The 25,519-nt window shown below is 34.1% G+C and carries 23 protein-coding genes; 11 read left to right on the plus strand and 12 right to left on the minus strand.

What is annotated here, in order from left to right:
- Nucleotides 1-302: 302 nt before the first annotated feature.
- The 3 genes from lgt (at nt 303) to pyrE (ending at nt 2,963) form a co-directional block, all read left to right on the plus strand.
- A complete protein-coding gene (lgt, locus tag AAGD89_RS06970; RefSeq protein ID WP_341808294.1) occupies nt 303-1,082 on the plus strand; it encodes a prolipoprotein diacylglyceryl transferase in 780 nt (259 codons plus the stop codon).
- A gap of 102 nt (nt 1,083-1,184) precedes the next feature.
- Nucleotides 1,185-2,369 carry a dicarboxylate/amino acid:cation symporter gene (locus tag AAGD89_RS06975; protein WP_341808295.1) on the plus strand — a complete coding sequence of 395 codons (1,185 nt, stop codon included), beginning with the start codon at nt 1,185-1,187 and terminating at the stop codon, nt 2,367-2,369.
- A 3-nt stretch (nt 2,370-2,372) separates the two neighbouring features.
- Entirely contained in the window at nt 2,373-2,963 is a 591-nt protein-coding gene (pyrE, locus tag AAGD89_RS06980) for an orotate phosphoribosyltransferase (protein ID WP_341808296.1), read from the plus strand.
- Between the two features lie 117 nt (nt 2,964-3,080).
- Here the strand turns inward: pyrE and secA are convergent, their stop codons facing one another.
- From secA to AAGD89_RS07010, 6 genes are all read right to left on the minus strand, one after another.
- Nucleotides 3,081-5,741, minus strand: a complete 2,661-nt coding sequence (gene secA, locus AAGD89_RS06985; protein ID WP_341808297.1) for a preprotein translocase subunit SecA — start codon at nt 5,739-5,741, stop codon at nt 3,081-3,083.
- 148 nt (nt 5,742-5,889) lie between these two features.
- The gene (locus tag AAGD89_RS06990) at nt 5,890-7,122 is read right to left on the minus strand and encodes a hypothetical protein (RefSeq protein WP_341808298.1); all 1,233 of its coding nucleotides are present in this window, start codon (nt 7,120-7,122) and stop codon (nt 5,890-5,892) included.
- A gap of 215 nt (nt 7,123-7,337) precedes the next feature.
- Nucleotides 7,338-7,658, minus strand: a complete 321-nt coding sequence (locus tag AAGD89_RS06995) for a MerR family transcriptional regulator (RefSeq protein WP_341808299.1) — start codon at nt 7,656-7,658, stop codon at nt 7,338-7,340.
- Nucleotides 7,651-7,974 carry an integration host factor subunit alpha gene (locus tag AAGD89_RS07000; protein ID WP_341808300.1) on the minus strand — a complete coding sequence of 108 codons (324 nt, stop codon included), beginning with the start codon at nt 7,972-7,974 and terminating at the stop codon, nt 7,651-7,653. The genes AAGD89_RS06995 and AAGD89_RS07000 overlap by 8 nt, the downstream gene beginning before the upstream one ends.
- A gap of 46 nt (nt 7,975-8,020) precedes the next feature.
- Nucleotides 8,021-9,229 carry an MFS transporter gene (locus AAGD89_RS07005; RefSeq protein WP_341808301.1) on the minus strand — a complete coding sequence of 403 codons (1,209 nt, stop codon included), beginning with the start codon at nt 9,227-9,229 and terminating at the stop codon, nt 8,021-8,023.
- Nucleotides 9,230-9,413: 184 nt separating this feature from the next.
- Nucleotides 9,414-9,662 (minus strand): hypothetical protein, encoded by a 249-nt coding sequence (locus AAGD89_RS07010; protein ID WP_341808302.1) that lies wholly within the window; start codon nt 9,660-9,662, stop codon nt 9,414-9,416.
- Between the two features lie 130 nt (nt 9,663-9,792).
- Between AAGD89_RS07010 and AAGD89_RS07015 the strand changes: the two genes are divergently transcribed.
- Entirely contained in the window at nt 9,793-13,089 is a 3,297-nt protein-coding gene (locus AAGD89_RS07015; RefSeq protein ID WP_341808303.1) for a class I tRNA ligase family protein, read from the plus strand.
- Nucleotides 13,090-13,251: 162 nt separating this feature from the next.
- Here the strand turns inward: AAGD89_RS07015 and AAGD89_RS07020 are convergent, their stop codons facing one another.
- Nucleotides 13,252-13,755 (minus strand): TIGR02281 family clan AA aspartic protease, encoded by a 504-nt coding sequence (locus tag AAGD89_RS07020; RefSeq protein ID WP_341808304.1) that lies wholly within the window; start codon nt 13,753-13,755, stop codon nt 13,252-13,254.
- Nucleotides 13,756-13,890: 135 nt separating this feature from the next.
- Here AAGD89_RS07020 and yidC point away from each other — a divergent pair, with 135 nt between their 5' ends.
- From yidC to AAGD89_RS07045, 5 genes are all read left to right on the plus strand, one after another.
- Complete coding sequence (gene yidC / locus AAGD89_RS07025; protein ID WP_341808305.1) at nt 13,891-15,600, plus strand: membrane protein insertase YidC; 1,710 nt, start codon at nt 13,891-13,893, stop codon at nt 15,598-15,600.
- Nucleotides 15,578-16,006 (plus strand): 6,7-dimethyl-8-ribityllumazine synthase, encoded by a 429-nt coding sequence (locus tag AAGD89_RS07030; protein WP_341808306.1) that lies wholly within the window; start codon nt 15,578-15,580, stop codon nt 16,004-16,006. Before yidC ends, AAGD89_RS07030 begins: the two co-directional genes overlap by 23 nt.
- The gene (gene nusB, locus AAGD89_RS07035) at nt 16,006-16,473 is read left to right on the plus strand and encodes a transcription antitermination factor NusB (RefSeq protein ID WP_341808307.1); all 468 of its coding nucleotides are present in this window, start codon (nt 16,006-16,008) and stop codon (nt 16,471-16,473) included. Before AAGD89_RS07030 ends, nusB begins: the two co-directional genes overlap by 1 nt.
- A gap of 95 nt (nt 16,474-16,568) precedes the next feature.
- On the plus strand, nt 16,569-18,029 hold the full coding sequence (locus tag AAGD89_RS07040; RefSeq protein ID WP_341808308.1) for a replicative DNA helicase: 1,461 nt from the start codon (nt 16,569-16,571) through the stop codon (nt 18,027-18,029).
- Between the two features lie 157 nt (nt 18,030-18,186).
- Nucleotides 18,187-19,224 (plus strand): hypothetical protein, encoded by a 1,038-nt coding sequence (locus tag AAGD89_RS07045; RefSeq protein WP_341808309.1) that lies wholly within the window; start codon nt 18,187-18,189, stop codon nt 19,222-19,224.
- 574 nt (nt 19,225-19,798) lie between these two features.
- Here the strand turns inward: AAGD89_RS07045 and AAGD89_RS07050 are convergent.
- From AAGD89_RS07050 to AAGD89_RS07060, 3 genes are read right to left on the minus strand one after another with little or no spacing between them, the layout of a single operon-like run.
- On the minus strand, nt 19,799-20,218 hold the full coding sequence (locus tag AAGD89_RS07050; protein ID WP_341808310.1) for a hypothetical protein: 420 nt from the start codon (nt 20,216-20,218) through the stop codon (nt 19,799-19,801).
- Entirely contained in the window at nt 20,215-20,460 is a 246-nt protein-coding gene (locus AAGD89_RS07055; protein ID WP_341808311.1) for a hypothetical protein, read from the minus strand. The genes AAGD89_RS07050 and AAGD89_RS07055 overlap by 4 nt, the downstream gene beginning before the upstream one ends.
- A 9-nt stretch (nt 20,461-20,469) precedes the next feature.
- Nucleotides 20,470-20,889 (minus strand): hypothetical protein, encoded by a 420-nt coding sequence (locus AAGD89_RS07060; protein WP_341808312.1) that lies wholly within the window; start codon nt 20,887-20,889, stop codon nt 20,470-20,472.
- Nucleotides 20,890-21,060: 171 nt separating this feature from the next.
- Here AAGD89_RS07060 and AAGD89_RS07065 point away from each other — a divergent pair, with 171 nt between their 5' ends.
- Nucleotides 21,061-21,222, plus strand: coding sequence for a hypothetical protein (locus AAGD89_RS07065; protein ID WP_341808313.1), 162 nt, complete (start codon nt 21,061-21,063; stop codon nt 21,220-21,222).
- 92 nt (nt 21,223-21,314) lie between these two features.
- On the opposite strand, the gene AAGD89_RS07070 is transcribed toward AAGD89_RS07065, so the two are convergent.
- On the minus strand, nt 21,315-22,850 hold the full coding sequence (locus AAGD89_RS07070) for a hypothetical protein (RefSeq protein ID WP_341808314.1): 1,536 nt from the start codon (nt 22,848-22,850) through the stop codon (nt 21,315-21,317).
- A gap of 110 nt (nt 22,851-22,960) precedes the next feature.
- Between AAGD89_RS07070 and AAGD89_RS07075 the strand changes: the two genes are divergently transcribed.
- Nucleotides 22,961-23,506, plus strand: coding sequence for a methylated-DNA--[protein]-cysteine S-methyltransferase (locus AAGD89_RS07075; RefSeq protein WP_341807852.1), 546 nt, complete (start codon nt 22,961-22,963; stop codon nt 23,504-23,506).
- 23 nt (nt 23,507-23,529) lie between these two features.
- On the opposite strand, the gene AAGD89_RS07080 is transcribed toward AAGD89_RS07075, so the two are convergent.
- Nucleotides 23,530-25,500 (minus strand): ankyrin repeat domain-containing protein, encoded by a 1,971-nt coding sequence (locus tag AAGD89_RS07080; protein ID WP_341808315.1) that lies wholly within the window; start codon nt 25,498-25,500, stop codon nt 23,530-23,532.
- Between the last annotated feature and the right edge of the window lie 19 nt (nt 25,501-25,519).

Here is a 25,519-nt window from a genome sequence, read left to right on the forward strand (position 1 = left end):
AACAGCTCTCCTTCGTAATCCGAGTAGCCCACCTTTTGTCATTCCAGTGGCCCACTATCTTGTCATCCCAGTGCGTGACACTGGGATCCAGCCTGTTTTTTCTTTCATCATGGACATTAGATGCTCCTAAAACCTGTTGTCCATTGCATAATTTGCAAATATTTTTACACCTAGATCCCAGTGTCACGCACTGGGATGACAGAAAAAAGGTGCTGGGATGACACCATCTTTTGGGCTTTTGCCTTCAAAGTTGCAGCATTTGTGCAATTATGTACCTAGAAAATCCCATTCAAGCTAGTCATATGTCTTTAAACCCAATAATTTTCAGCATCGGCCCCGTATCTGTATACTGGTATTCTTTAGCATATGTTCTGGGAATAACATTTGCATATTGGTATTTACATAAGCTCGACAATCAAAAAATATTCACTAAAAATTTTTACGATTCATTATTAACATTTACTATTATAGGAATTATCATTGCTGGTAGACTTGGCTACGTGTTGATATATGAACCAGGTTTTTATATAAGTAATCCTACTCAAATATTAAAGACCTGGGAAGGTGGGATGTCGTTCCATGGTGGTGCTATAGGAGTTTTGTGTGCAGTGGTAATTTCATGCAAAAAACATAAGATTCCTATATTTTACACACTAGACCTAATTTCTTGTGGAATCCCCGTAGGTCTATTTTTAGGACGGATAGGCAATTTTATCAACGGAGAATTGTTCGGTAGAGTAACAAACATGCCGTGGGGCATGGTATTCCCAGAAAGTGGCGATAATTTGCTGCGCCATCCAAGTCAGTTGTATGAAGCATTTTTTGAAGGGTTGTTACTCTTCACAGTTGCAAATTCACTGTTTTTCTTAACCAGAATCAGACTATATCAAGGTGCATTAACTGGTGTTGTAGTGATGTGGTATGGGACAGCACGTTTTTTAGTTGAGTTTTTTCGCGAACCAGATTATCAAATTGGCTATTTATGGTTTGATTTAACCATGGGACAACTACTCTCGATACCTATGATTTTGCTGGGAATGCTTGTATATTCCGTGCTTGTTCGCAAACAAAAAAGTATATAGCACTTCTCAACTGGAACTGTACATCTAAATATTATTTTACCTCAAATATGTTGAAAGGCCTGTAGACTAACCTACATTAATTGTATAGTATTATTACTTTGAATGAACAAGTTCGCTATGCTTTGTGCTGTGATATTCGCAGTCATTGCTTATTACTTTAATAATGAGATTATTTTTGAAGTAGCAAAGCTATCCAGCGATGTATTCATCAGCTTGTTAAAATTGATAAGTTTGCCTTTAGTTTTTCTTTCTATAGTGTCTACAATTTCTGGGCTCAAAGATTCAATTGAAATTAAATTTTTAGTAAAAAAAACGCTGTTTTACACTCTGCTTACAACTATTATAGCTGCACTTGTTGCGTTATCTTTCTACTTACTAATAGATCCAGTAAGGAAAAATTTTATAAGCAATACTATAGAAAGTGTGAATGGCAATAACCACAGCTATTTTTCATATTTAAAGTCGCTTATTCCTTCGAATTTTGTGCAGGTTTTTCTTGAAAATAACATCATTGGTAGCATATTGATTGCTTTTTTAATGGGCGGCGCTATTATCTCGCTCTCAAAAGAAAAACAAGACATATTACACCAAGTATTCTCTGCACTTTTTGATGCGTTATTAAAGATCGCTCAATGGTTATTAAAATTTATTCCGATTGCTGTGTGGTCCTTTATTACATGTTTTTTACATGAACTAAAGGGTGGCAGCGAGTTCTACAGTCTTTTGTGGTATTTTGTTTGCATCATGTCTGCAAACTTTGTGCAAGCGTTTCTGATTTTACCGCTACTCATGTGGTATAAAGGCATATCACCAATTCAAACGCTGAGAGGAGTTATGCCAGCACTTACACTTGCGTTTTTTTCTAAATCATCAAGTGCAACACTGCCAACAACAATAGAATGCGTACAGAATAAGCTAAATGTACCAAAGAAGTTATCATCATTTATTTTACCAATATGTACAACGATTAACATGAATGCGTGCGCTGCATTTATTCTGATCACTGTGATGTTTGTTGCAGAAATGAATGGGTATACTTTTTCCTTAAGCGAAATGTTTATATTGATTTTTTTAGCTACAGGGGCTGCAATTGGCAACGCTGGAGTTCCAATGGGGTGCTATTTTATGGCAACAAGTTATCTCGTATCAATGAACATTCCTTTGCATACTATGGGTCTTATTTTGCCTCTTTATACAATAATTGATATGTTTGAAACTGCAATAAATGTGTGGTCTGATGTTTGTGTGACTCAGATAATCAATAAAGAATATAATAGTGAAACTTAAAAAATGATGCTAGACAGGAATGACCAAATAATAAACGAATTTAAAGAAGCTGAAGCTATTTTGCAGGGCCATTTTGTGCTGTCCTCTGGACTCCATAGTGATACATATATACAATGCGCTAAGATTTTTGAAAATCCAATCAGAGCCATGAAAGTCTGTGCATTATTGGTGGACAAAATAAAAAAGGAACTGGGTGATATTTTGAACTCAGTAGATTTGATATTATCTCCTGCGATTGGTGGAATAATTGTGGGTTACGAGATCGGCAGGCAGCTTGGAATAAGAACGGTGTTTTGTGAACGTGTGAGTAGCAAATTTGAACTGCGCCGCGGGTTTGAAATTAAACAAGGTGAGAAAATATTACTCGTTGAAGATGTGATCACCACAGGCAAATCTTCACTTGAAGCAGTAAAATGCGCAGAAGATAGGGGTGGTAAAGTAATCGCTGAAGCTTCCCTTATAAAAAGAAGTAATGAAACGAAATTACCTTTTCACGTTGTACCTTTAATCGAACTTAATATTAAAAGCTATAACGCAGAAGAGCTTCCTGATAAACTAAAACGACTACCCAAAACCAAACCTGGAAGCAGGTGATCCCTCAATGGCGTCAACTTAAGGAAAAATATCGTGACCTTTCATGGAGTGTTCCCCAACTAAGCAAAGCATAGAAACGTCATATTAATTGAGGTTTGCTTTGTAAGCGACGATTGTTCAATTTCCCACAGTAACTGCACCATGGCAATGCTTGTATTTCTTTCCTGAGTTACAAGGACATTTGTCGTTTCTTGATACTTTAGGAAAATTGCTCTTTTTGTCGGAATGTAACCTATTGCTTATATCATAATTATCTGCTAACTTAAAGTGCGCCAAACGATGGATGGTAATCTCCTTCCACTTTTCAAGCATTAATTCAAACATTAAGAAAGCTTCACGTTTAAACTCATTTAGTGGATCTTTTTGTCCCATAGCACGCAAACCTATGCTTTGTCTCAGGCTTTCTAAAGTTGAAAGGTGCTCCCTCCATAAATGATCAACTGTCATTATCATCACTTGCTTCACTATTGTATTCCATAAATCTGTAGTGTGCTGGCTATTAAAATATCTTTCCTTCTCAGTAAAAAACTCTTGCACTTTATCATTTATATAATCCAAAGCAGCTTGCTTATTTATAAGCTTTGCCAAGTTTTCTGCATCCAACACTATTCCATACCTTTTATGGAATTCTTTGGCAATATCATCAATGTAATCCTCGTAATAACCATCTTGAACTATGTTTCCTATAATCTCCTCATTTAATTCGCTATATACTTCAAATAAATCATTAATTTCATTATCTAAGATATGAGTTCTTTGTTCAAAAATAACTTTACGTTGACTATTGATTACATCGTCAAATTTGAGTAAAGATTTGCGTATATCGTAATTTCTAGCTTCAACTTTCTTTTGCGCTTTTTCAAGGGCCTTATTAATCCATGGGTGATGAATAGCCTCACCATTTTTTAGTCCAACCCTTTGCAAAAAATTTCTCATTCTATCAGAGCCAAATATTCTCATTAAATCGTCTTCTAGTGATAAAAAGAACTTAGAAAGCCCAGGATCTCCCTGGCGACCAGAGCGTCCACGCAATTGATCATCTATTCTTCTGCTTTCATGCCTTTCAGTTCCAACAACACACAAACCACCAGCTTTTATAGCGATTTCTTTATCTTTCTTCACTCTTTCGATTATTTCTTGATACTTTCTCTCTTTTTCATCATCACTTTTTACTCTCTTCAGTTCTACTTTTGCTATCATTTCAGCATTTCCGCCAAGCTGAATATCAGTTCCACGCCCTGCCATATTAGTTGCTATAGTAACGTTACCTGGTACGCCTGCTTGCGCTATTATGTACGCCTCTTGCTCATGATAGCGAGCGTTTAACACGGAATGCTTAAGAGAATGGCTATGCAAAAGAGCAGAGAGTTTTTCTGAATCCTCAATGCTCACCGTACCAACAAGGACCGCTTGAAGGCGTTTGTGGCATTCTTCTATAAATTTTAATACAGCGTTATATTTTTCTTTTTCTGTACCATAAATCTCATCATTCAGATCTGTCCTTTTCACGGTTACGTTAGTTGGAATTTTCACTACATTTAATCTGTATATATCACGAAATTCTTCTGCCTCTGTTGCTGCTGTTCCAGTCATGCCGGAAAGTTTACTGTACATACGAAAATAATTCTGAAATGTGACCGATGCTAGGGTCTGATTTTCATGCTGAATTTCAAGATTTTCTTTAGCCTCAAGAGCTTGATGAAGACCATCAGAATATCTCCTACCCTCCATCATACGGCCAGTAAATTCATCGATAATCACCACCTTACCGCTTTTCACAATATAATCCTTATCGGCAGTAAATAGCTTGTGTGCACGTAGCGCCTGATCTATATAATGGGTCATTATCATGTTATTGGTATCATAAAGTGATGAATTTTCAGCAATGAGATTATGTGATTTCAATAGTTCTTCCACTCGTGAAATTCCATCTTCTGTGAGAAATATCGTCCTGCCCTTTTCATCCACCTCGTAATCAGAGTCAGCTAATTTAGTGACTATCTTATCGATATGCTTATATATCTGATTATTTTCTTCAACCTGGCCAGAAATAATAAGCGGAGTGCGAGCTTCATCGATAAGTATTGAGTCTACTTCATCAACTATTGCGTAGTTGAAACCTCTTTGTACCATATCGCTCTGAGAAAACTTCATATTATCTCGCAGGTAATCAAAAGCCAGTTCGTTATTTGTGGAATAGACAATATCCGCGCTATAGGCCTCCTTTCTCTCCTCATCTGTCAAATCGTTTGTAATGAATGAAACAGAAACACCAAGAGAATTATACAATTTGCTCATCCACTCCGTATCTCGCTTTGCAAGGTAGTCATTAACAGTGACTACATGCACTCCCTTGCCTTCCAAGGAGTTGAGATATGCAGCTAAAGTCGCAACAAGTGTTTTTCCTTCCCCTGTTTTCATCTCTGATATCATGCCATTATGTAGCACCATTCCACCAATTAGTTGCACATCAAAGTGCCTCATATTGAGAAATCTTCTTGAGGCTTCGCGCACAATTGCAAATGCTGGCACAAGAAGGTCATTTAACGTTTTTCCATTTTTTAGTTCTTGCTTAAATTCTTCAGTTTTACTAAATAGCTCTTGATCGGATAAGCTCTGCATTTCCGGCTCTAATGTATTTATTTTTTTAATAATATTTCTAAAGGATTTTATTATCTTCTTATTTGGTGACCCAAATATTTTTTTTATAAAAAGGAATGATAACGTCAAAATCAAAGATATAAGAATGGTTGTCAAAATTAGTGGAGAATCTAGCATAAACTTAAGTGATATCAACTTAATACGAGATTATATTACTAAACACAAGTTACAGCAATGAGATATTGGGTAAAGGAGCGCCACTATAGATAACACTCCTTTTGATAATTATATTACCATTCACGTTGTGGAGCTGCACTACCGTTGTCTACAGTTCCTTCCTTCTTTGGGCTGTTCCTTTTCCCTTTGGATCAATGTTATTCATACTAGTATCTGGATCACCCTTTTTATCCTCATGAATTACTACGATTACAGGCCCTTTCTCAGCACCAGATTCATGACCAGGAATTTTAATTTCACTAAACATGTAACATATTGTACAGCAAAGAATTGTTACCCCTGCAAGCATTGCAAAAGATCCTCCTACAGTAGCTATAACAGCTAAAGCCGGTGTTATTGATTCTGCTGTAGCAACCCCTGCAAATGCACCCACTCCAGCAGCCATTAATATAGTTCCAAGAAAACCAAATGCAAGTACTTGACGTGTTTTAATTGTTTTTATTACTTCTTCATATTTTCCTTCATGAATTTTTTCAGCTAATTCTTGAGCTTTTTTATCAGTTATACATAATATTCTCATCCTGCCACTTTGAAAAACTTGAGAAGCAACGTTAGGCTTATTGAGAATACAATAAAATGTAGCTATTGCGTCGTTATTCGAATCAAAAATAGCTTCATATAAATCATTTGCTGTGTTATTTAACATTACTTTAAGGATATCGTTATCTTTTTCAACATATTTTAAAATATCACTAATAGCTGAATCATTTTTACAACCTATAGCATACGCAAGTGGTGTTAATTCTTTAACATTACCTGGCTTGAAAGTTGCAATCATTTTTGAAGTAAGAATTTCTTTTAGAAGTCCACTGTCTTCTGCATAACCTAAAATATCGAGAATAGCTTGATCATTTCGTGCAGATATAGCAAAAGTAAGTGCGTTGTGAAATTCATCTGTTGATGCAAAACTTACAGTAGACGTTTCATTAAGAACTTCTTTTAGCATTGCGTCGTCTTTGGCATATTTTAAAATAAGCTCAACAACCTCGTCATTATTTTTGCAAGCTATAGCATAAGTAAGTGGTGTGAAAAGTGCTCTTGTAATGCCACCGAATACATATTGTACCATTGCTTTTGAAGCAAGAAGCTCCTTTAAAAATTTATTATCTTTGGCATATTTTAAAATATCTTTAATAGCTGTAATATTTTTCTTATGTATAGCATAGATAAGCGGCGAATAAGAGCATTTGCCATTTACAAGGTCAGAAATAATTCTATTTCCTAATGTCATAGCGGTGTTAAGACTCTGACGCGCAGTTGATGAAGTAACATTGCTTCTCGAAAAATCTATATTACTATTTACTGTGATATTTCCTTGCATGTATAGAATAACTTCTCTTATATCTTCCTCACGCTTATCTTTTAAAATATCAGCAATACCCTTATCCTCTTCATATTGCTCGCATTAAACTTTTAAATAATTCAGAATTACCCATACCTTTTTCCTTTGTTGTAAAGTCAACGTAGTTAAATTATTATATATCTTTGCAAACAAGTCAATCACTAATTTCTCAACTTCTTTTGATCTATTGTTCGTTACTTAAGTTTACTAGTTAAATAATCTCTTAAATTCTTAAGTTCTTGTAATAAATTCTCTAAATACTCTGTATTTTGATTAATTTTTGCATTATTACCAAATTCTCTTTGCACCCCTTTTATTGTATATCCTTTGTCATATAGCATATATTTTATTTTCTTTATGGCTTCTATGCATTTATGGTCATATAGCCTTCTTCCCTTGCGCTTTATAGGCTCAATTTGATCAAACTGACTTTCCCAAAATCTTAAAACATGCTGTTCTAAATGTAACTCTTCAGCAACTTCTCCAATCGTATAGAATAATTTCACCTTATCCATTAAATTTATTATTATTTATTAGTTTTTTTATGTTTTTTGAAGGTCTGAAAGAAATTGAATTTCTTGCTTGAATCACCACTTTCTTTGATGTTTTTGGCACATTTCCTGGCCTTTCCTTCTTTTTCTTAATTAAAAATGTTCCAAACGACGATATTTTCACTATTTTATCTTCTACCAGACTTGCTTTTATTTCATTCAATATATCATCTACTATTGCAGCAGAGTCTTTCTTTGAAAACCCTATTTCTTGATTTATAATTTCAACTATTTTTGCCTTAGTTAATGTTGTTTCTTTTAATTCAGTATGGTCCACCATTGATAAGTACTAACTATGAAGATATAATATAACAATCAACTTGGAGTTAAGCTACTGTATTTTGGGGATATGTCTCTTTTGTGGCATAATTTAAAATACCAGCAGCTGCTAGCATTGCAAATATTGCAAAAAGTGCCATTTGATGACCTGTAAAGAGGGCCAACATTGAAACTATAATTCCGCTGGCAATAAACATAAATCCATTGATAATAGATGATGATGTGCTAATGTACCTTCGTTTTACGATCTCACTACCAACAGTGAAGTTAAGCATATGCCCCCCTGCAGCAAAACCAAACATCAACATACAAAAATATACAATGTTAACTGTTAAATGACTGCATAATAAAATAATAATTGAAATGCATTGTAATGTAAGAAAAGCGGAGATTACGTGCCTTCTATTTTTGAATAACTTTGAGATTCGATCTGCAATCGGCGCACCAGTCGCAAGACCAAGCCATAATATTGCAGTTGCTATACCAAGTTGAACAGAGTCAAGTCCTGCACTGCTGAGTAATCTTGGAGCCCATAGAGTGTTAAGTGCTAAAAATGTTCCAAAAGTGATAGCACCAACTATTGAAGTTATCCAAATATCTCTCAATTTTAGCACTATTAACATAGAATATATTACTGTTTTTATAGAGCTTTTTATTGTGTATTTTTTTGAATTTTTCTCCAAAAATGCGTTTGAGCGAAGAGACGTAAATATTAATGTCATTGAACCAAATAGCATTATATATATAATAAGATCTTTCCAGTATACTCCTATGGAAAGTAGACCAGAGAATGATATTTGGATTACCAAAGCAGAAAGACTTGAAATTGTCTGCACCAATGAAAACATCAGCGAAAATGCAAGTCCAAATTGAGTAATCGGAAAGCATACGCTACTCACATAAGCAGCGCCCACAAAACCAAATGATGCTCCGGTTGCTATTAGCATTTGAGATAAAATTAAATGGAAAAAATTGCTACCGTGAATAAGCAAAATGAATCCTAGGATCATAGTTGATAATGAAAAAAAATAAATTTTTCTAATGGAAAAAATATTAAACATTGATCCACTGAAAAACTGCAAAATGGCGAAAGTCCAAGTATATAATGAATTAGCCAGTGCAATTTGTGTAATTGTGAGCCCAAGCTCTTCTTCCAGATTGACACTTATAAAAGTATATATTATTTGCATGTTGCTAAATATAACAACTAAGTTGCTAATAAGCCAAATGAGCCATGCTTTAGTTCTGCTTTCCATAAGACTTATAATTTAATATTATCTGTACATTCCCAAAGTGCGAAGGTGCGGGTTGATTATAAATAATTCTAAGGATTTTGCACGTTGTTTTGCATTTCTTAAATTTGTAATTTTCTGGAAGGCGATATACTCTTTGGTTTTGCCAAGTCAAAGTTAATATGAAGCCAATCTATTACTTTTAAATTTATGAATACTGACGATAGGCATTGTCGTACACTGTTCCGCTCTGATCAACGCTAACAACATGTATGCTACTACCTGGTTGTTTTAATATTCCTCTACCTTCTTTTTGCGTTATTTGTATTCTAGTACCAAGATAGTGATACGCTCTGCTACCCCAACATACCTGACTAGATCTACTGGCTTCGTTGCTACTTCTATTGGCATCATGAAATTGCTGGTAAGGCCAACTGTTATACTTATTATTAGGCATAATCAATTTCTTAAATTAAAAGAATATTTTACATAATAATACTGATGCAGAGTTTAGTATATATATTCCTTTAAATTTGTAATTTTCTGGAAAGCAATATATCCTTTGGCTTTGCCAAGTTAAAGTGAATATGAAGCTAAAGCATTACCCTGATACAACAAGCAGTCCTAACTTTCCATCACTGGAAAAGGAAATTATAAAATTCTGGCAGGAAAATAAAGTATTTGAGCAGTCAGTGAAAGAGCGCTCTAAGGATAATTGCTTTGTGTTTTACGATGGGCCTCCATTTGCAAATGGTCTGCCGCATTATGGACATCTACTCACCGGTTTTATAAAAGATGCGTTTGCAAGATATCAAACGATGCTTCAAAAAAGAGTGGAGCGTAGATTTGGTTGGGACTGCCATGGGTTGCCAGCTGAGATGGGTGCTGAAAAGGAGCTTGGAATATCTGGTAGAACTGAGATAGAAAAATTTGGCATCGGTAAGTTTAACAATCATTGCCGTACTTCCGTGATGAAATTTGCTTCAGAGTGGGAAAAATATGTGAATAGGCAAGCAAGATGGGTGGATTTTCAGAGCGACTATAAGACTATGGATAAGTCTTTCATGGAATCTGTCATGTGGGCGTTTAAACAACTTTATGATAAGGGTTTGGTATATGAATCAGTCCGTGTTGTTCCTTATAGCTGGGCATGCGAAACTCCATTATCTAATTTTGAAACAAGACTGGATAATGCTTATAGGGAAAAGACCAGTAAAGCTGTAACGGTTGCATTTGAACTTTTAGAGAATCCGCAACAGTTTAAGAATGCTACACAAAAATGTAAGTTACTTGCCTGGACCACAACTCCATGGACACTGCCAAGTAATTTAGCTCTAGCGATAGGAAAGGATATCAAGTATTGTGCAGTATCTTTGGTGTCATTCCAGCGTGTGACGCTGGAATCCAGTGAAAAGGAATCATGGATCCCAGTGTCAAGCACTGAGATGACAAATAGTAGCACTGGGATAACAGATAGTAGCGCTGGAATGACAGCAAATAAAAATGAAATTTACATCTTCGCTGAAAGCTATTTGGAAAAATTTGTTCACCACTGTGCGCAAAACAATATTCAATATGAAGACAGAGGTGTAAAGCTTACAGCAAATGATCTAGCGGGTCTTTCTTACAAGCCACTGTTTGACTATTTTAAAGATACAAAAAATGCATTTCGCGTTTTTATTGCTGATTATGCCACAGAAGGAGATGGCACAGGAATTGTGCACACAGCTCCTGGGTTTGGTGAAGAAGACTTTAGCCTTTGCCAAACTCATGATATTCCAGCTATTTGTCCAATCGATAACAGTGCAAAATTTACTGCTGAAGTTGGGGATTTAACTGGAATGCACGTTTTTGATACAAATGATGTAGTGATAAAAAAGTTAAAAGAACAAGGAAATTGGTTTAAAACTGAGCAATATATTCACAATTATCCACACTGCTGGCGGACTGATACTCCTTTGATTTATCGCACTATGCCTTCTTGTTACGTAGCCGTTACAAAATTTAAGCATCGAATGACAGAGCTAAACAAAAAAGTTAATTGGATGCCAAATCATATTAGGGATGGCCAGTTCGGAAAATGGCTTGAGGGAGCACATGATTGGTCAATTTCGCGTAATCGCTTCTGGGGCACTCCAATTCCTGTTTGGCAGTCAGATGATGCAAAGTACCCAAGAGTGGATGTGTATGGTTCAATAGAAGAGCTTGAAAGAGATTTCAATGTTAATGTAGAGGATTTACACAGACCGTTTATTGACACTCTAACAAGGCCAAATCCGGATGATCCAACAGGAAAGTCAACTATGTGTCGTGTGCCTGACGTATTTGATTGCTGGTTTGAATCTGGCTCAATGCCATTTGCACAAGTCCACTACCCATTTGAAAACAAGGAGTGGTTTGAAAATAATTTCCCTGCAGATTTTATCACTGAATATATAGCACAAACTCGAGGCTGGTTTTATACGCTTTTTGTATTGTCCACGGCTCTATTTGATCGCGAACCATTTAAAAATTGCATATGTCATGGGGTTGTTTTGGACGTAAAGGGACAAAAACTATCCAAGCGTTTGAACAATTACGCAGATCCAATGGAAGTTTTTGACCAATATGGTTCTGATGCACTGCGTTTTCTTATGCTTTCTGGATCTATTGTTTGTGGTGGGAATTTGCTGCTTGATAAAGAAGGAAATTCAATACGAGATGTTCTGAGAAACGTGATAAAACCTATTTGGAATAGCTATCACTTCTTTACTATGTATGCGAATGCAGATGGTATTAGAGCTGAAATTTGCAAGGATTATAAAAACACTCTCGATCGCTACATGATTTCTAAGTGCTTTGAAGCTATACAAAGAATCCAGACGGCCATGAATAACTATAATTCTCAAGAAGCTTGCAAAATTCTAATGGACTTTTTTGAGGTGCTGAACAATTGGTATATTCGCCAGAGTCGTGAGCGTTTTTGGAAAGAGAGCCTAGACCAGGATAAAACCGATGCTTATAATGTTTTGTACACAGTTTTTTATTATATGTTAAGGACTGCAGCTCCATTATTGCCACTTATAACAGAAACTATATGGCAAGGACTTAAATATGAAGAATCATCGGTTCATTTGGCTAATTTTCCAGCATTAGAGAAGTTTGATGGTGCACTCACTACAAAAATGGATTTAGTAAAAGAAATACGTAATGCTGCATTATCAATTCGTAATACTTATAACATTAGAGTGCGTCAGCCACTTAGTAGTGTAACGATTTACCATAAGTCTTCATGTGATTTCCTTACAAAAGAGTACCAAGAAATCATAAAAAGTGAAGTAAACGTAAAAGAATTGAAAATAGTGGGTGAATTGAAGGAAGTTGCATCGCTAGAATTGAAATTAAATTTTCCATTACTTGGCAAGAGGATGCCAGATAAAATCAAAAAATTAGTACAGTACGTGAAGCAAGGGAAATGGCAGCAGATTGAAAATGAACAAATATTACTGGGAGATCAGTCAGAAAACTATATTATAGAAAAAGACGAGTACGAGTTGTTATTAAAAGCAAATAGTGAATTTTCTTCCGTATTTGATAATAATAAGGGTATTGTGATACTGAATACCACTTTAAGTAGTGAATTAATCTTAGAAGGACTCGCAAGAGATGTTGTGAGACTCATTCAGGAAACTAGAAAACAGGCAGATTTTCATATATCCGATCGAATTAAAGTTATAGTCAAAACGGAAGATGAAAAAATCAATGAAGCTATAGACAAGTGGAGTGAATACATAAAAGAGCAGACTCTTTCATTACATATTGAAGTTAATGCAAGTGCTGAAGTAGATAATTACTATTCCAGCAACTACGAAAATATTTTCGTATATGTTAGCAAAGTAGTTTAAGAATCTGTCTTGAAAACATTTAAGCAGTTAGTTTGTAAGGCATAATAGTCATCATATTAAAGAAAATTTTAGTCTTAGGATGCACAGCCCTAGAATATAATGGCATGGACAAGGTTTACCTGATTCTTGAAAAATAAAATCGATAGCAGCTTTAAAGAATTTTTAGCTACGGTATAATATCAATTTATTATCTTTTACAATGAAATCAAAATATCTTAAGAAGCTCATCCCAAGTAGTGAGTAAGACATAGCATGAGTATTTACACTAGCCTGTACGTCATTAATCAAAAAATTCCCTATTTTAATCTGAGGGATGCGAACTACTCCTGCCTTTATTTGACCTTTTGCGGTTTCATATGTTTTAAAATTCTGAATATTTTGTAGATTAATACCTGTACGAAATGCATCTTGTTGTGATAAAACGATATCTGTTGCACCAGTATCAACCAAAAATATTATGCTGCGATTATTAATTTGAGCTAGAATGTAAAAATGTCCATCACGTGATTTTGTAAATTCAATACTTCCATTACCCTGAACCCTTCCTTGGTGAGGTATAAAAGTACTAAGAAAGCTATCACTTAATTTGTCTCCTTGCGAATCAATTAGCATTGCAGTGATAACTATTATCAGCAACCAAACAGCTAGATTTTTTACTGCGTTCATATTGTTAAAATTTGAAGCTATTAAAATAAATTTTCAAGGTTAGCATTAAAAGTTATTATTAAAAATAAGTAAATTTTATTGTTTTAGCGCAATAACTAATATACACTTTAGGGAGGTATATTCAGCTTAAATTTTATGTCAGAAGCAAAAAATCTAATCTTGGCAGCTATTCTTTCCATATTAATCATGGTATTTTGGCGTATTATTTACGATAACTTTATTAATCTGAACCAAAATCAGCCGGCGGTTGAAAATATCGAGCATATCGAATCCTTTAATGATATTGCCCCTATAATATATCAGGATCGTTCCGAAATTATTAACTCCACTCAAGAACAAAGGGTTAATTTGGCTAATCACATACTTAAAGGGTCAATTTTTTTAAAGGGTGCAAGATTTGATGACTTAATTTTAAGTAATTACCACTTAGAACCAAATTCTTCTTCTCCGCAAGTAGTGCTACTATCACCTGAAGAATCAAAAGATGTATATTTCGCGGAATTTGGATGGCTTGATCCTAGCAATAAAATTAAAACTCCAGATTCCAACTCAGTTTGGCAAGCCGATAAACTTAATCAAAAAGAGGTAAATTTATTTTGGGACAATAAGAATGGAATTTTATTTAAAATGAAAATTAGCCTCGACGACAACTACATGTTTAAGGTTGAGCAAATTATTGAAAACAATACAAAAGATAATGTGATTTTGGTCCCTTACGGTAGAATTAATCGTAAGCGTGATAATATTAACGAATCTTTTTGGATATCGCACGAGGGAGTGCTTGGTGCATTTGATAATAAATTAGAAGAGTGGACATATAAAGATGTCTCTAAGAAACATTTAATAAAAGCAAGTACAACCGAAAAGAACTGGTTTGGTTTTGCTGATAAATACTGGCTTACAGCAATCATACCTGAAAAATCTGAGAAGATAAATGTAAGCATTAAACATACAAACGTTAATGATGTTGATAAATTTCAAGCAGATTTTGTTAAATCTTACAAGACCGTACTACCTGGTGCAAGCACTTCCAATGTAAACCATTTTTTTGCTGGAGCAAAGAAGTTGAAATTACTGGATTCTTATAAGGATAATTTAAATATACCTTTATTTGATAAAGCTGTAGATTTTGGTGTTCTTTATTTTATAACCAAGCCAGTGTTTTTATTACTTGAATATTTTAACTTCGTTTTAAGAAATTTTGGCTTAGCAATATTACTACTCACTTTGGTGATCAAGCTTTTGATGCTTCCTTTAGCGAATAAATCATATGTTTCGATGTTTAAAATGAAAAGCCTGCAGCCTGAATTAACTCGTATAAAAGAGCTGTATAAGAATGATAGTCTGAAACAGCATAAAGAGACGATTGCATTATTCAAAAAAAACAATGTAAATCCAATATCGAGCATTTTTCCCATGTTAATACAAATCCCAGTGTTTATTGCTCTATATAAAGTATTGTTTGTTACTATAGAAATGAGACATGCACCTTTTTATTTATGGATCAAGGACCTTTCAGCTCCTGATCCAACAAACATTTTCACATTATTTGGGCTATTTAATTACAATTTTCCTGTTTCTATAGGTATTTTACCTATAATTTATGGAATTACTATGTTAATTCAACAAAAATTGAGCGGGAGCGATCATGCCAAAAAAGATGACGTTCAAATGAATGTTATGAAATTTTTACCTTATATTTCTGTCTTTATTGTTTCTTCCCTTCCTGCTGGTCTAGTAATATATTGGATATTTAGTAATATCATCACCTTAGTCCAACAATCATTAATAAAGTTATTTTTAACGAGAAAAGTAGGAGCGAATGTCGAAAATACTAATAGTTAGTTCAATTTATTATACTAAAATAGCAAGTCTTTTGCTTGAAGGTGCAGTTGATAAGTTCAAAAGCAATAATATTGACTATGATATAATGGAAGTCCCTGGTGCATTTGAAATACCGGCTGCAATTCTTTTTGCAGCTCAAAGTAAGAAGATTAATTATGATGGTTATCTGGCTCTCGGATGTGTCATTCGCGGTGAAACTGATCATTATCAATATGTTTGTAAAGGGGTAATCGAAGGTTTAAATGAAGTTGTTATGCGTTATGCAATACCACTTGGTATGGGTATAATTACAGCAGATAGCGAAGATAAAGCCCTAGTTAGAGCAAGTAAAGATAAAAAAAACGTTGGTGGCCATGCAGCTTCAACTGTTTTGCATATGATAGATTTATACAATAAATTAAGATAATGGAGGAAAAATCTGTAGATAAAAGGCGCATGAAAAGAAGCGCAGCAAGATTTTTTGCCGTACAAATTGCTTATTCAAATACATTAATAGATTATAGTGAAAATTCCTTCGAGTTAAATAATTACGTGAATAAGTTGATCGATGTATTTAAGTATGAGGAAGTTAATCATCAACTCTTAAATGAGCTATCAGATAAAGTTATAAATAATAGTGAAGAATACGACAAAATAATAGAGTCTTACTTGCATCCAAGCTGGTCTCTTTCACGTTTAAATCTTATAAGCTTATCTATTTTGCGTGTTGCTGTATGTGAGTTGACCAATTGTGATACGCCAGTTCCTGTTGTGATTAATGAATATACTAACATTGCATCTGACTTGCTTGACAAACCAAGTGAAATTGGTTTTATTAATGGATTGTTGGATAAAGTGAAGGATAAAATTAAACCAAACAATAATCGCTTGTAAGGAAGACTCTAAACAATTTGAAATTGATCATTTTTTCACCTTTCAAACTAAAGTTAAATATTCTACAATAAACCACAGCCACTCTTAAACGCAGAATGAATAAATTAGCTAATTTATTGGATAAAGAATTATCAAAAAACATAGAAAAAGAAATATGTAGGCTGCCGCAGAATATCGAAGCCGAACAAATGTTAATTGGCGCTATGATTCGTGATAACAGAATTTGCGATGCGGTAGAGGATATAATAACAGCGGAAAATTTTTATGATCCATTACATCAAAGTATTTTTGTGCAGATCTCTAAAACCAGAAAACATGGCATAGTTGCCAATGAACTCAGCCTCAAGATGTTTTTTGAAAACAACCAAGCATTTACCGAATGTGGCGGAGTTGAATACCTAGCAAAACTTGCAGCTAAAGCAAGCATTGCTCTTGATATATATAGTTTGACTAGAATAATTCGAGACACTTATTTAAGAAGGTGTTTAATCAAGCTCGGGCAGGAAATAGTTGGTGATAGTTATAACTATGACATTGAAAACCCTGCGCAGATGCAAATTGAACAAGCAATGACAAAGCTGTTTAATCTAGCAGTAAAAAAGCAAGGTGAGAAAACGTATATAAAGCTTGCAAGCTCGATTAAAGATGTAGTTGAGAAAATCAACATGCTAAAAAATAACCCTGAGGCGCTCGGCATTACAACTGGATATCAGGATCTTAATCAGCTACTTGGGGGCTTACAAAAATCTGATTTATTAATTCTAGCTGCAAGGCCTTCTATGGGGAAAACAGCATTGGCACTCAATATTGCACTCAATGCTTGTAAAGTTCTGCAAAAAAGAACTGATAAACAAAATTACGTAGCATTTTTTTCGCTAGAAATGTCAGCAGAACAATTAACTGCAAGGCTCATTACTATAGATTCAGGAATTAGTTATTATAAAGCATTAACAGGAAAAATCAGCGATTTTGAATTGCATGAATTTATCGATACAAGTACTCAACTATCTGATCTACCTTTCATAATAGATGATACTCCTGCCCTGTCGATTAGCGCTCTTCGCACCAGAATACGTTTGCTATATCAATTGTATAATATAGAAGTTGTATTTATCGATTATCTTCAATTAATCAGAGGCACTACGAAAAGGAGCAATGAAAATAGAGTGCAAGAAATATCGGAAGTAACACAAGGGTTAAAAGCAATTGCAAAAGAACTAAATATTCCTGTTGTTGCACTATCACAGCTTTCACGGTCTGTTGAGCAGAGAGATGATAAAAAACCACAGCTTTCTGATCTGCGTGATTCAGGAAGCATAGAGCAGGATGCGGATATAGTAATGTTTCTCTATAGGGAGGAATACTATGAACTCAGAAAACAGCCAAGTGAAGGAAGTAATAAACATAGGGAATGGCAAGAAAAAATGGAAAAGATTAGAAATATTGCAGAGCTTGTCATTGCAAAACAGAGAAACGGACCAATTGGAAATGTAAAGTTATATTTTGACTCCAATAGAGGTGCATTTAAAGATTACACTGAAAGGCATAGCCTGTAGCTTAGTTTTATTGCAATTTTCTTGTCTCTAAATCAATCTATATTAGAAAGTTTTAATAAAATTAAAATCTATTTATTCTCGAATAGAATCAATTTGACTTTGCTTGTTAACTTGTGTTATCATTAATTTAATAATTTAGGTATGTAAGGTAATAATTATGGCAAACAAGTCCAACAAAAGGAATAATGTGCCCTACTATATAGTGGGTAGTCTAGCTACTTTAGCTTTATTAGCATCTGGAGTATTCGCTGCAGCTCCCTATGTTCAGTTTTTAGCTCCAATTGCAGCTTTAGGGCTGAGTGCTCCACTAATTACAGTTTGTACTGCATTTTTATCAGCTGTAGTTATTGCGCTTTCATATAACGCAGTTAGTAAAAATAAAGCTCAATCGACTAAACGAGTTGCCTTGATTTCTAGCATGAAAGTTAAACTGACTGAAATAAATAGAATGCTTCAAGAAGAAGTAGCTCCAGAACTTGGAAAAGCTTTTACATCTACAAAAAAAGCATTCAGTGATGGCCGTGCGCTTAATATCGTGAAACGTGATATCCTATTACCATCAGTAGAAGTAGCTCCAAAACTTGGAAAAGCTTTTACATCTACAAAAAAAGCATTCAGTGATGGCCGTGCGCTTAATATCGTAAAACGTGACATCCTATTACCATCAGTAGAAGTGGCTACAGAACTTGGAAAAGCTGGTTTTACATATACAAAAGAAAAATTAGCGAAAGCGTATATGGTATTTACAGAGATTGGTGGAAGTCTAACAGAAAAGGTTAAAGCAGGTGAATGGTTTAGTCCAAGACAAGTATTGGGAATTGGAGCTACGTTTGGATTTGCGGGCCTACTTGCTCAATATTTTATCAGTCCGGTTACTAATGCTTTATCTCTTGCTAACAACTCTATTAATACTGCTAACAATCATAATAATTCTGCTTCATCACCTGCTAATCCTTTCAATCCACAGTTTATACTAGATGATAAGTTGAATCAAGCTAAAGATATGCTTGAAACCACTAAAGAGAGAGCTAAAAAGGGTTTTGATGTTGATCCAAAAAAACATAACTTTGTTACTTATGAAGCTCCACAGGAATCTACTTTAACACAAGGTAATAAAACGAAAAGTGCACCACCTAGTAAAATAGATGATACTGCTGATCTTTCCAAAAGTCCTACTCCTTCGCTTCACATATAGTTTAACTCAAGGGAAACAGCTTTAAGCTGTTTGTCCTTTCATCCACCACCAATCATGCAGCTTTCTTTTTTAGCCATTTGTATAACGCCGCTATTCATCACCCCAAAACATTACCTATACCTAACCATTGATGTACCATTTTATGGGGTATTAGGTTTACTTTCCTTAGATAGTCTCTCTGCAGGCGCTCTTTCACTATGAAATTTTTCCTTTACTATATCCACATAGTGCCCTTTCTATTTTCAATAGAGTTCAAGTACATTCTCATGACTTCCATTTTAAATTCTTTCGAATATTTTGGCTCATTTTTTCTAAACACCGCCACACAATTTTTGCACTTATGCCTTCGTATTCCATGCTCTCTGGGTTACATCTTTTACATTTCATATACAAATTTTATTTTGTACATTAATTTTATAATCTAGTCAAATTTTACAAGGCAATGCCCATTTTTTCCTTCTTTATGTCCATTACTCATTATATCAGCTAAAGGCTTCTTTATCTTGTATATAGTACTTAGCCTATATTATCAACGTACTTAGGTTACATAAGGGCTATTACAGAAGAACTATCGTCAACGAGAACTACCAGCTCCTTTAGATGTACTTAGCTTATTAACATCTAGCTTAGCTACTTCCAGTGTTAATTCTGATACTGATGTAGATGATTGACCGCTAAGAACATTCTCTATTGAACTATGTAGAACACCAGCAGCAACAAGTTTTTCACTTACTAGTATTAACTCATCACTATTACTAGCCTTACTATTGAAAACAACCCCAATAAATGCTACCTTATCACCTTCTGTTATTGATTTGATATTTTTAGATTTTGCATATTCTTTTATCTGGCTATTTGCTTCACTCAGCTTTTCACTAGCTGCCTCCATTGTTGTGTCAGAATACTTCAATTCGAATCCTATAGATACAGATTCTTTCAACTCTTCTATTTTCTTTTTTTCATTAGAGTTTTCATTATCAGCAACTTGCTTCACGTTGTTTCGCAGGGGGTCTCTTGTTTTAAGCCAATTTTATTTAATACTTCTTCAGTAAACGAATGCTTGTTATACTTAGGCTCTTTACTACCATCTTCCTGTATATGAAAAACAAAAATCCTATTTTTATTGTTTTGTTCCTTAACAGCAAACATATATGTAGTAAGACGGTCTTTTATATTCTCTTCTGAGTGGTTAAATGAATATACCTGTATACCTTCTGCTTCTTCAGGTTTTTTCACTAAAGGTAACTATCCAAGTAAAAAACGACTTAAGTAATTTCCTGTATATTGCTCTGAAGGGAATGTGTAGTATACTTGGCCTAATAGGGTTTCTATTTCATTTACTTTGTTTTCATTATCTCCATTACCATAAACTGTATTAAGTAACGATTGCATAATAGGTTCTTGATTCCTTATTATCTCAGATGCTACTTCAGAAATTTTATATGAATCCTTTGGCTCATTAGGGTTAACACCTATGCAAATTACTTTGTCAGCATTTGTTAATAAGCGCATTTTATTACGACGCAATCCCCTAGCATAGCTTTTCGCTTCTGATAATGCATTATCTACATTACCATCTGCTTTTAATTCCATTACCACAGGAACAGCTGACCAAGATCGATCTTTTCCTCTTAATTTATGGAAAATGTTCTCAGCGTATTGCACCTTTTTTGCCCTTTTTTGAGAAAATTAAAAGTAAATAAGTAAATAAAAGAATTTAAGATAGCCCTAAAGATAATGGTTCTTTTAAAAAATATTTTATTCAAAAAAAATGTTGCTTTGTAAATAAATTTGGTTATCTTATGCTAGCTTGAGTATATCTAATAAGTATCAACTATGGTTTTATATGATGATGAACTGCTCCGCACTGTAAAAAAGGTTATAGAATTTATTAGCAAAGGTAATATAGATAATAACCTGGCTCTCCTTCTCTTAGCTGCTGAATATGGTCATCTAGATATAGCGAAGTATATTATTGATAAGGGTCTAAGGTTATAGAGATGATAACGCTTCTTCTGGTAGCCAATCTCATATTCTCTCTGCTAAGGTGAGAGTGCTACCGTGCAATAAGTAACACTCTTGAAAGTTGGTTAACATGCTTTTTGTGTATGTTGCTGTTGCATAACAGTATGTACATCAATCTTCGAAGCAGGTAATGAATTTCTACATTCCTTTAGCTCTTTTATCATAAGGGCTTTTTGGTTATTAATATCGGTATCTGTTAACACTGATTTACTTGAACTCAAAGAACTATTTTTACTTCCATTACCGCTATCACCAAAACTAAAAGAACTTCTTGCTGAAGTGGTTATAGATTGATTATTTAAACTATCTGAAGAATTCATCATCTCAAATTTATTAATGAGATTACTTACAGGATTCTTTGACTTAGGCGTTGATGTATATCCCCTTCTTGCTAATTCTTTTAAATCTTTATCAAATTCAGCTGAAAGTGAGTCAGACGTGCTTGGTTCTTTGCCATACGTTGAGAGCGATGTAAGCGAACTACTTTTTTCTAAAGGTACTGTTGGAATATTTACTCTAGTAGGTCCATTATGAGAAAGATCATAGTGAGAAGAGTAGCGTAAACTTGGTTTACCTTTTACGGTTGCAAAATTTCTACTATCTACAGCTTCACTATATACTGCTTGTTTCTTTGGCGAAAAGATATGCGATAAGTCTCTTGGTGAAACTTTATTCTTTACTTTCTTTTCCTCTTTATCAAACATTTTACTTAAATTTGCAAGTATGTAACTTTCTTGATAATCTTCTATTACCTCCTTAATTTGACTATGGTGCTCAGAGAAAATGCTATCAATAAAATAACTATCCTTCGGTAATGACCTTTGTGTTAATAGGCTTTGTACTTTCCCTGCATCTAATTTATTTATAAACTTTTTCTGTTCTTTCCATTTATCAGTATGCTCTATCCAACCTGAACTGTTTTCCTCCTCTATTTTTGAGTTTATTTTTGATACTATACCAGATAGTATGTTTTCTACTAGATCAACACTACCTTTCTTGTTATCAAAAATTTCCTTTAACTCTCCCCTTATTTCCTGAGATTGATTCTTTTGTTCTGTAGTAAATTCTTTTATTTTTTCTAGATAATTCTCCTTACCAGATGCATTGTAGAATGTGTCTGCTAATGAATGCAATGTATTACTAGTTTTCTCTTTCATTTTTTCTTTTACTGCGCTAGCACCTTTTTTTAGCAAATCTGCTGAATATTCATAACCTTCTTCTATTTTGTTTTTAGAATATATAGCACCGTCTTTAACCTTTTGTGCTGAATATTTTATACCTTCAGTTGTGTTGTTTGCCGACCATTCTATTCCTTGAGCTGCATAGAAAACTGTTTTGACAGCAAAGTATAATGTTAAAGCAGTTGCTACACCTATCAAAGCAAGTGGCAAAGCAACCAACAATACTGGAAGTACTGTAAAAAATATCGCACCAACAGCTCCTGCTGTAAGCATTTGTTTCTTTGCAGGCCATTTAGAGAAGTCATTTACTGACTTTTTCAATATTTCAATAAATCTGTTTTCCTGAACGTTATGTTGAGAATTATATTGAGCTTGTGAAATATCTTTATAACGTAGTTTTGTTTCTTGATTATGTAACATTTTTTTACCTCTAGCTAATTAATATATTACAATTATGTATCTTTGATTCTTAAATTAGTATAAAAATTCGATTCCAAGATTAGCATATTTTAATTTTATCTATTGCATCAATGCTTAAAATTACAACACCTAAAGAAGATAAAAATAATCTAGAGATCTTTTACGGATTTCATTCTACTCTTTTCGGAAATGCTCTGATTGGAGTCACTGAAAAAGGTATTTGTTGCCTGTCTTTTGTTGATGATAGCGAAACTTCAGCTATTGCAGCGCTTCAAAAAGAATGGCCACAGGCACAACTAAAAGAAGATACATATTATACAAAAACTGTAGTGCGCAGTATTTTTGAAAATGATGAAAATCCTAAGAAATCGTTTTGTTTATTTGCTAAAGGTACAGATTTTCAAGTAAAAGTCTGGCAGGGATTACTCTCAATTCCAAAAGGTACAACAACGACCTATGAAAATATTGCATGCATGATTGGTAAACCAAAAGCTGTGCGTGCTACCGCAAATGCAATTGCTAATAACCCTATCTCTTACCTGATACCTTGCCATCGTGTTATTCGTAAATCTGGAGAAATTCACAAGTACCGCTGGGGAATAGAGCGTAAAAAGGCTATTCTTGCTTATGAGGCAACACACCTCACACTGGCATAAAAAAGGATAAAAAATATAGAGATTCACACCCCTCTACTACAACCTTCATTTGTTCTTTTGCCTTGTATTCTATTTGCCCAGGAATCTTCCCTTGAACTGCTTATGTCTGTGCTACTAATTCTTCCAATTATTTCTTCTGCCTTAACGTCTTGAGAAATAACTTCAAAAGATTCAGGCCTTTTACAGCTTATTGTTTCAGAAGATTGAAGTTTTCCTGATCTTTTAAAACCTCCTTGTGTAATAGCATTATAAACGGATAATCTTCCAAATAGACAACTTTTTCCTATTTCTTCTTTGATATCTATTAGTTCATTAAATCTTTCAAGGTTACAAACTTCTACTTGAATAAAATCTTTATGTTGTATGCTGTTGTGTAATCTAACATCTAACTTACCTAAACTTGTCTGAAACGTTATTATTACATCACCATTGTCTGAAAGATCAGTGTAGTTTCTTGTGCCATTGCTTGTCTCTATTTCTACTTCATCTTTACCGATTTTTACTATATTACCACCAAACGTAATGTTTCCATCGTATAACCCTAAACCTCTTGCTGCTTCTATGGCTTTTGCAACATCTACTGTGCTATCTGCCGAGCACTCCAGGTAAAAAGTTGTATTATCTATTTCTATAAGTTCTATTTTACCAGTAGTTGCACTTGCTACAGCTTTGTGAAAATCATCGATGCGTTTATTAGCTTCTAAGTAAGCTTTTTTTATATTGGTCTTGTGATCTTTAAATACTTCTTCCAATTCTTGATTTATTTTTTCATAGCTATTAATATCGGCTCCTTTTGATACCAAATTACATATTATATTGCTGGAAATTTTAGAATTCTCTTTTAGCTCTTGTATTCTTAGCATTACAATATCTGTAAAGCTGTGATCTTTATTATTAAGAAAATTTAACCTTACTCCTGAACTTAACGCTTCACTTACAACTTGATTTAATTCAGCTATGTCTTCACTTTTTACTACATTATATAAAAATTTATTTAGCCTTTCTCTGTCATGAAATCCAAGTCTCATTTTACTTACACTTTCTATTTTTTGTTTAGTAGATTTTTTATCAGGTTTTTGTTCAATAGATTGCCCTTCATCCCTGCCATCGATAGTATTTTCTTCTAACTCTTCTAACTCTTCTAAAAGATTTGGATAAATATTTGGCAGTTCTTCCATAATTATTCCTTGACTAAAATAATTATCATCAAGTTCTTCTATAGGAGCAGTAGCTAATGGACTACCTTCACTATTGGCAAGAGCACTCCTCAGAATATTCCTTACCCTTTCATTATGACTTACCATTTGTGCTATCAACGATCCTTTTCCTTCTACTAAGCTACCTAGCACTTTCCTATCAGAAAATATTGCCAATTTTTCTATCATTCTATAGGCCTTTTCCCTTTCTTCCTCTCCATAGTTGTTATCGCACGCAATCCTTATTGCAATATGCACTGGCATCCAGCCTTTGTTGTTACCAACATTTGGCTTTACTCCTTGCAATAATAATGTTTTCACAGCTTGTTCATGATTGTTACTGGTAGCTATTGCAACCGGTGTTGTTTTTTTATATTTAATGTCGTCTTTATTCCCTGTTTCAGAGTCTCTAACATCAATAAACTCTCCTTCGGCAAAACTCCCTGTACCGTAAACCTTCTCTAAATCATTAAGTTCTGATCTTGTAAATTTTCCACATTGAACATTGATTTCAGCTTTATTCTTAATAAAAAAATCTATTAAATGCTCACGTCCGTATTTAGCTGCTATATGAATTGGAGCAACACCATTGTTGTTTTTTTCATTAATATCCACTCCATTCTCTACAAGAAAGTTTAGTATTTCTCCTTTGCATCCATATCTTACAGCCCAATGTAATAGTGTATTTCCGTCATTATCTCTAATTTTGGAAAATATTTCTTTAGCTTTTTCATTATCAACTACTTCAACTTCCATCTCTTCATTTCCAACAATATACCTTTGTATTCTCTTTGGCAAAACTGCACTTAAGGTTTGC

The organism is Wolbachia endosymbiont (group E) of Neria commutata, from assembly GCF_964026735.1.
In the GTDB taxonomy this organism is placed as follows: Bacteria; Pseudomonadota; Alphaproteobacteria; order Rickettsiales; family Anaplasmataceae; genus Wolbachia.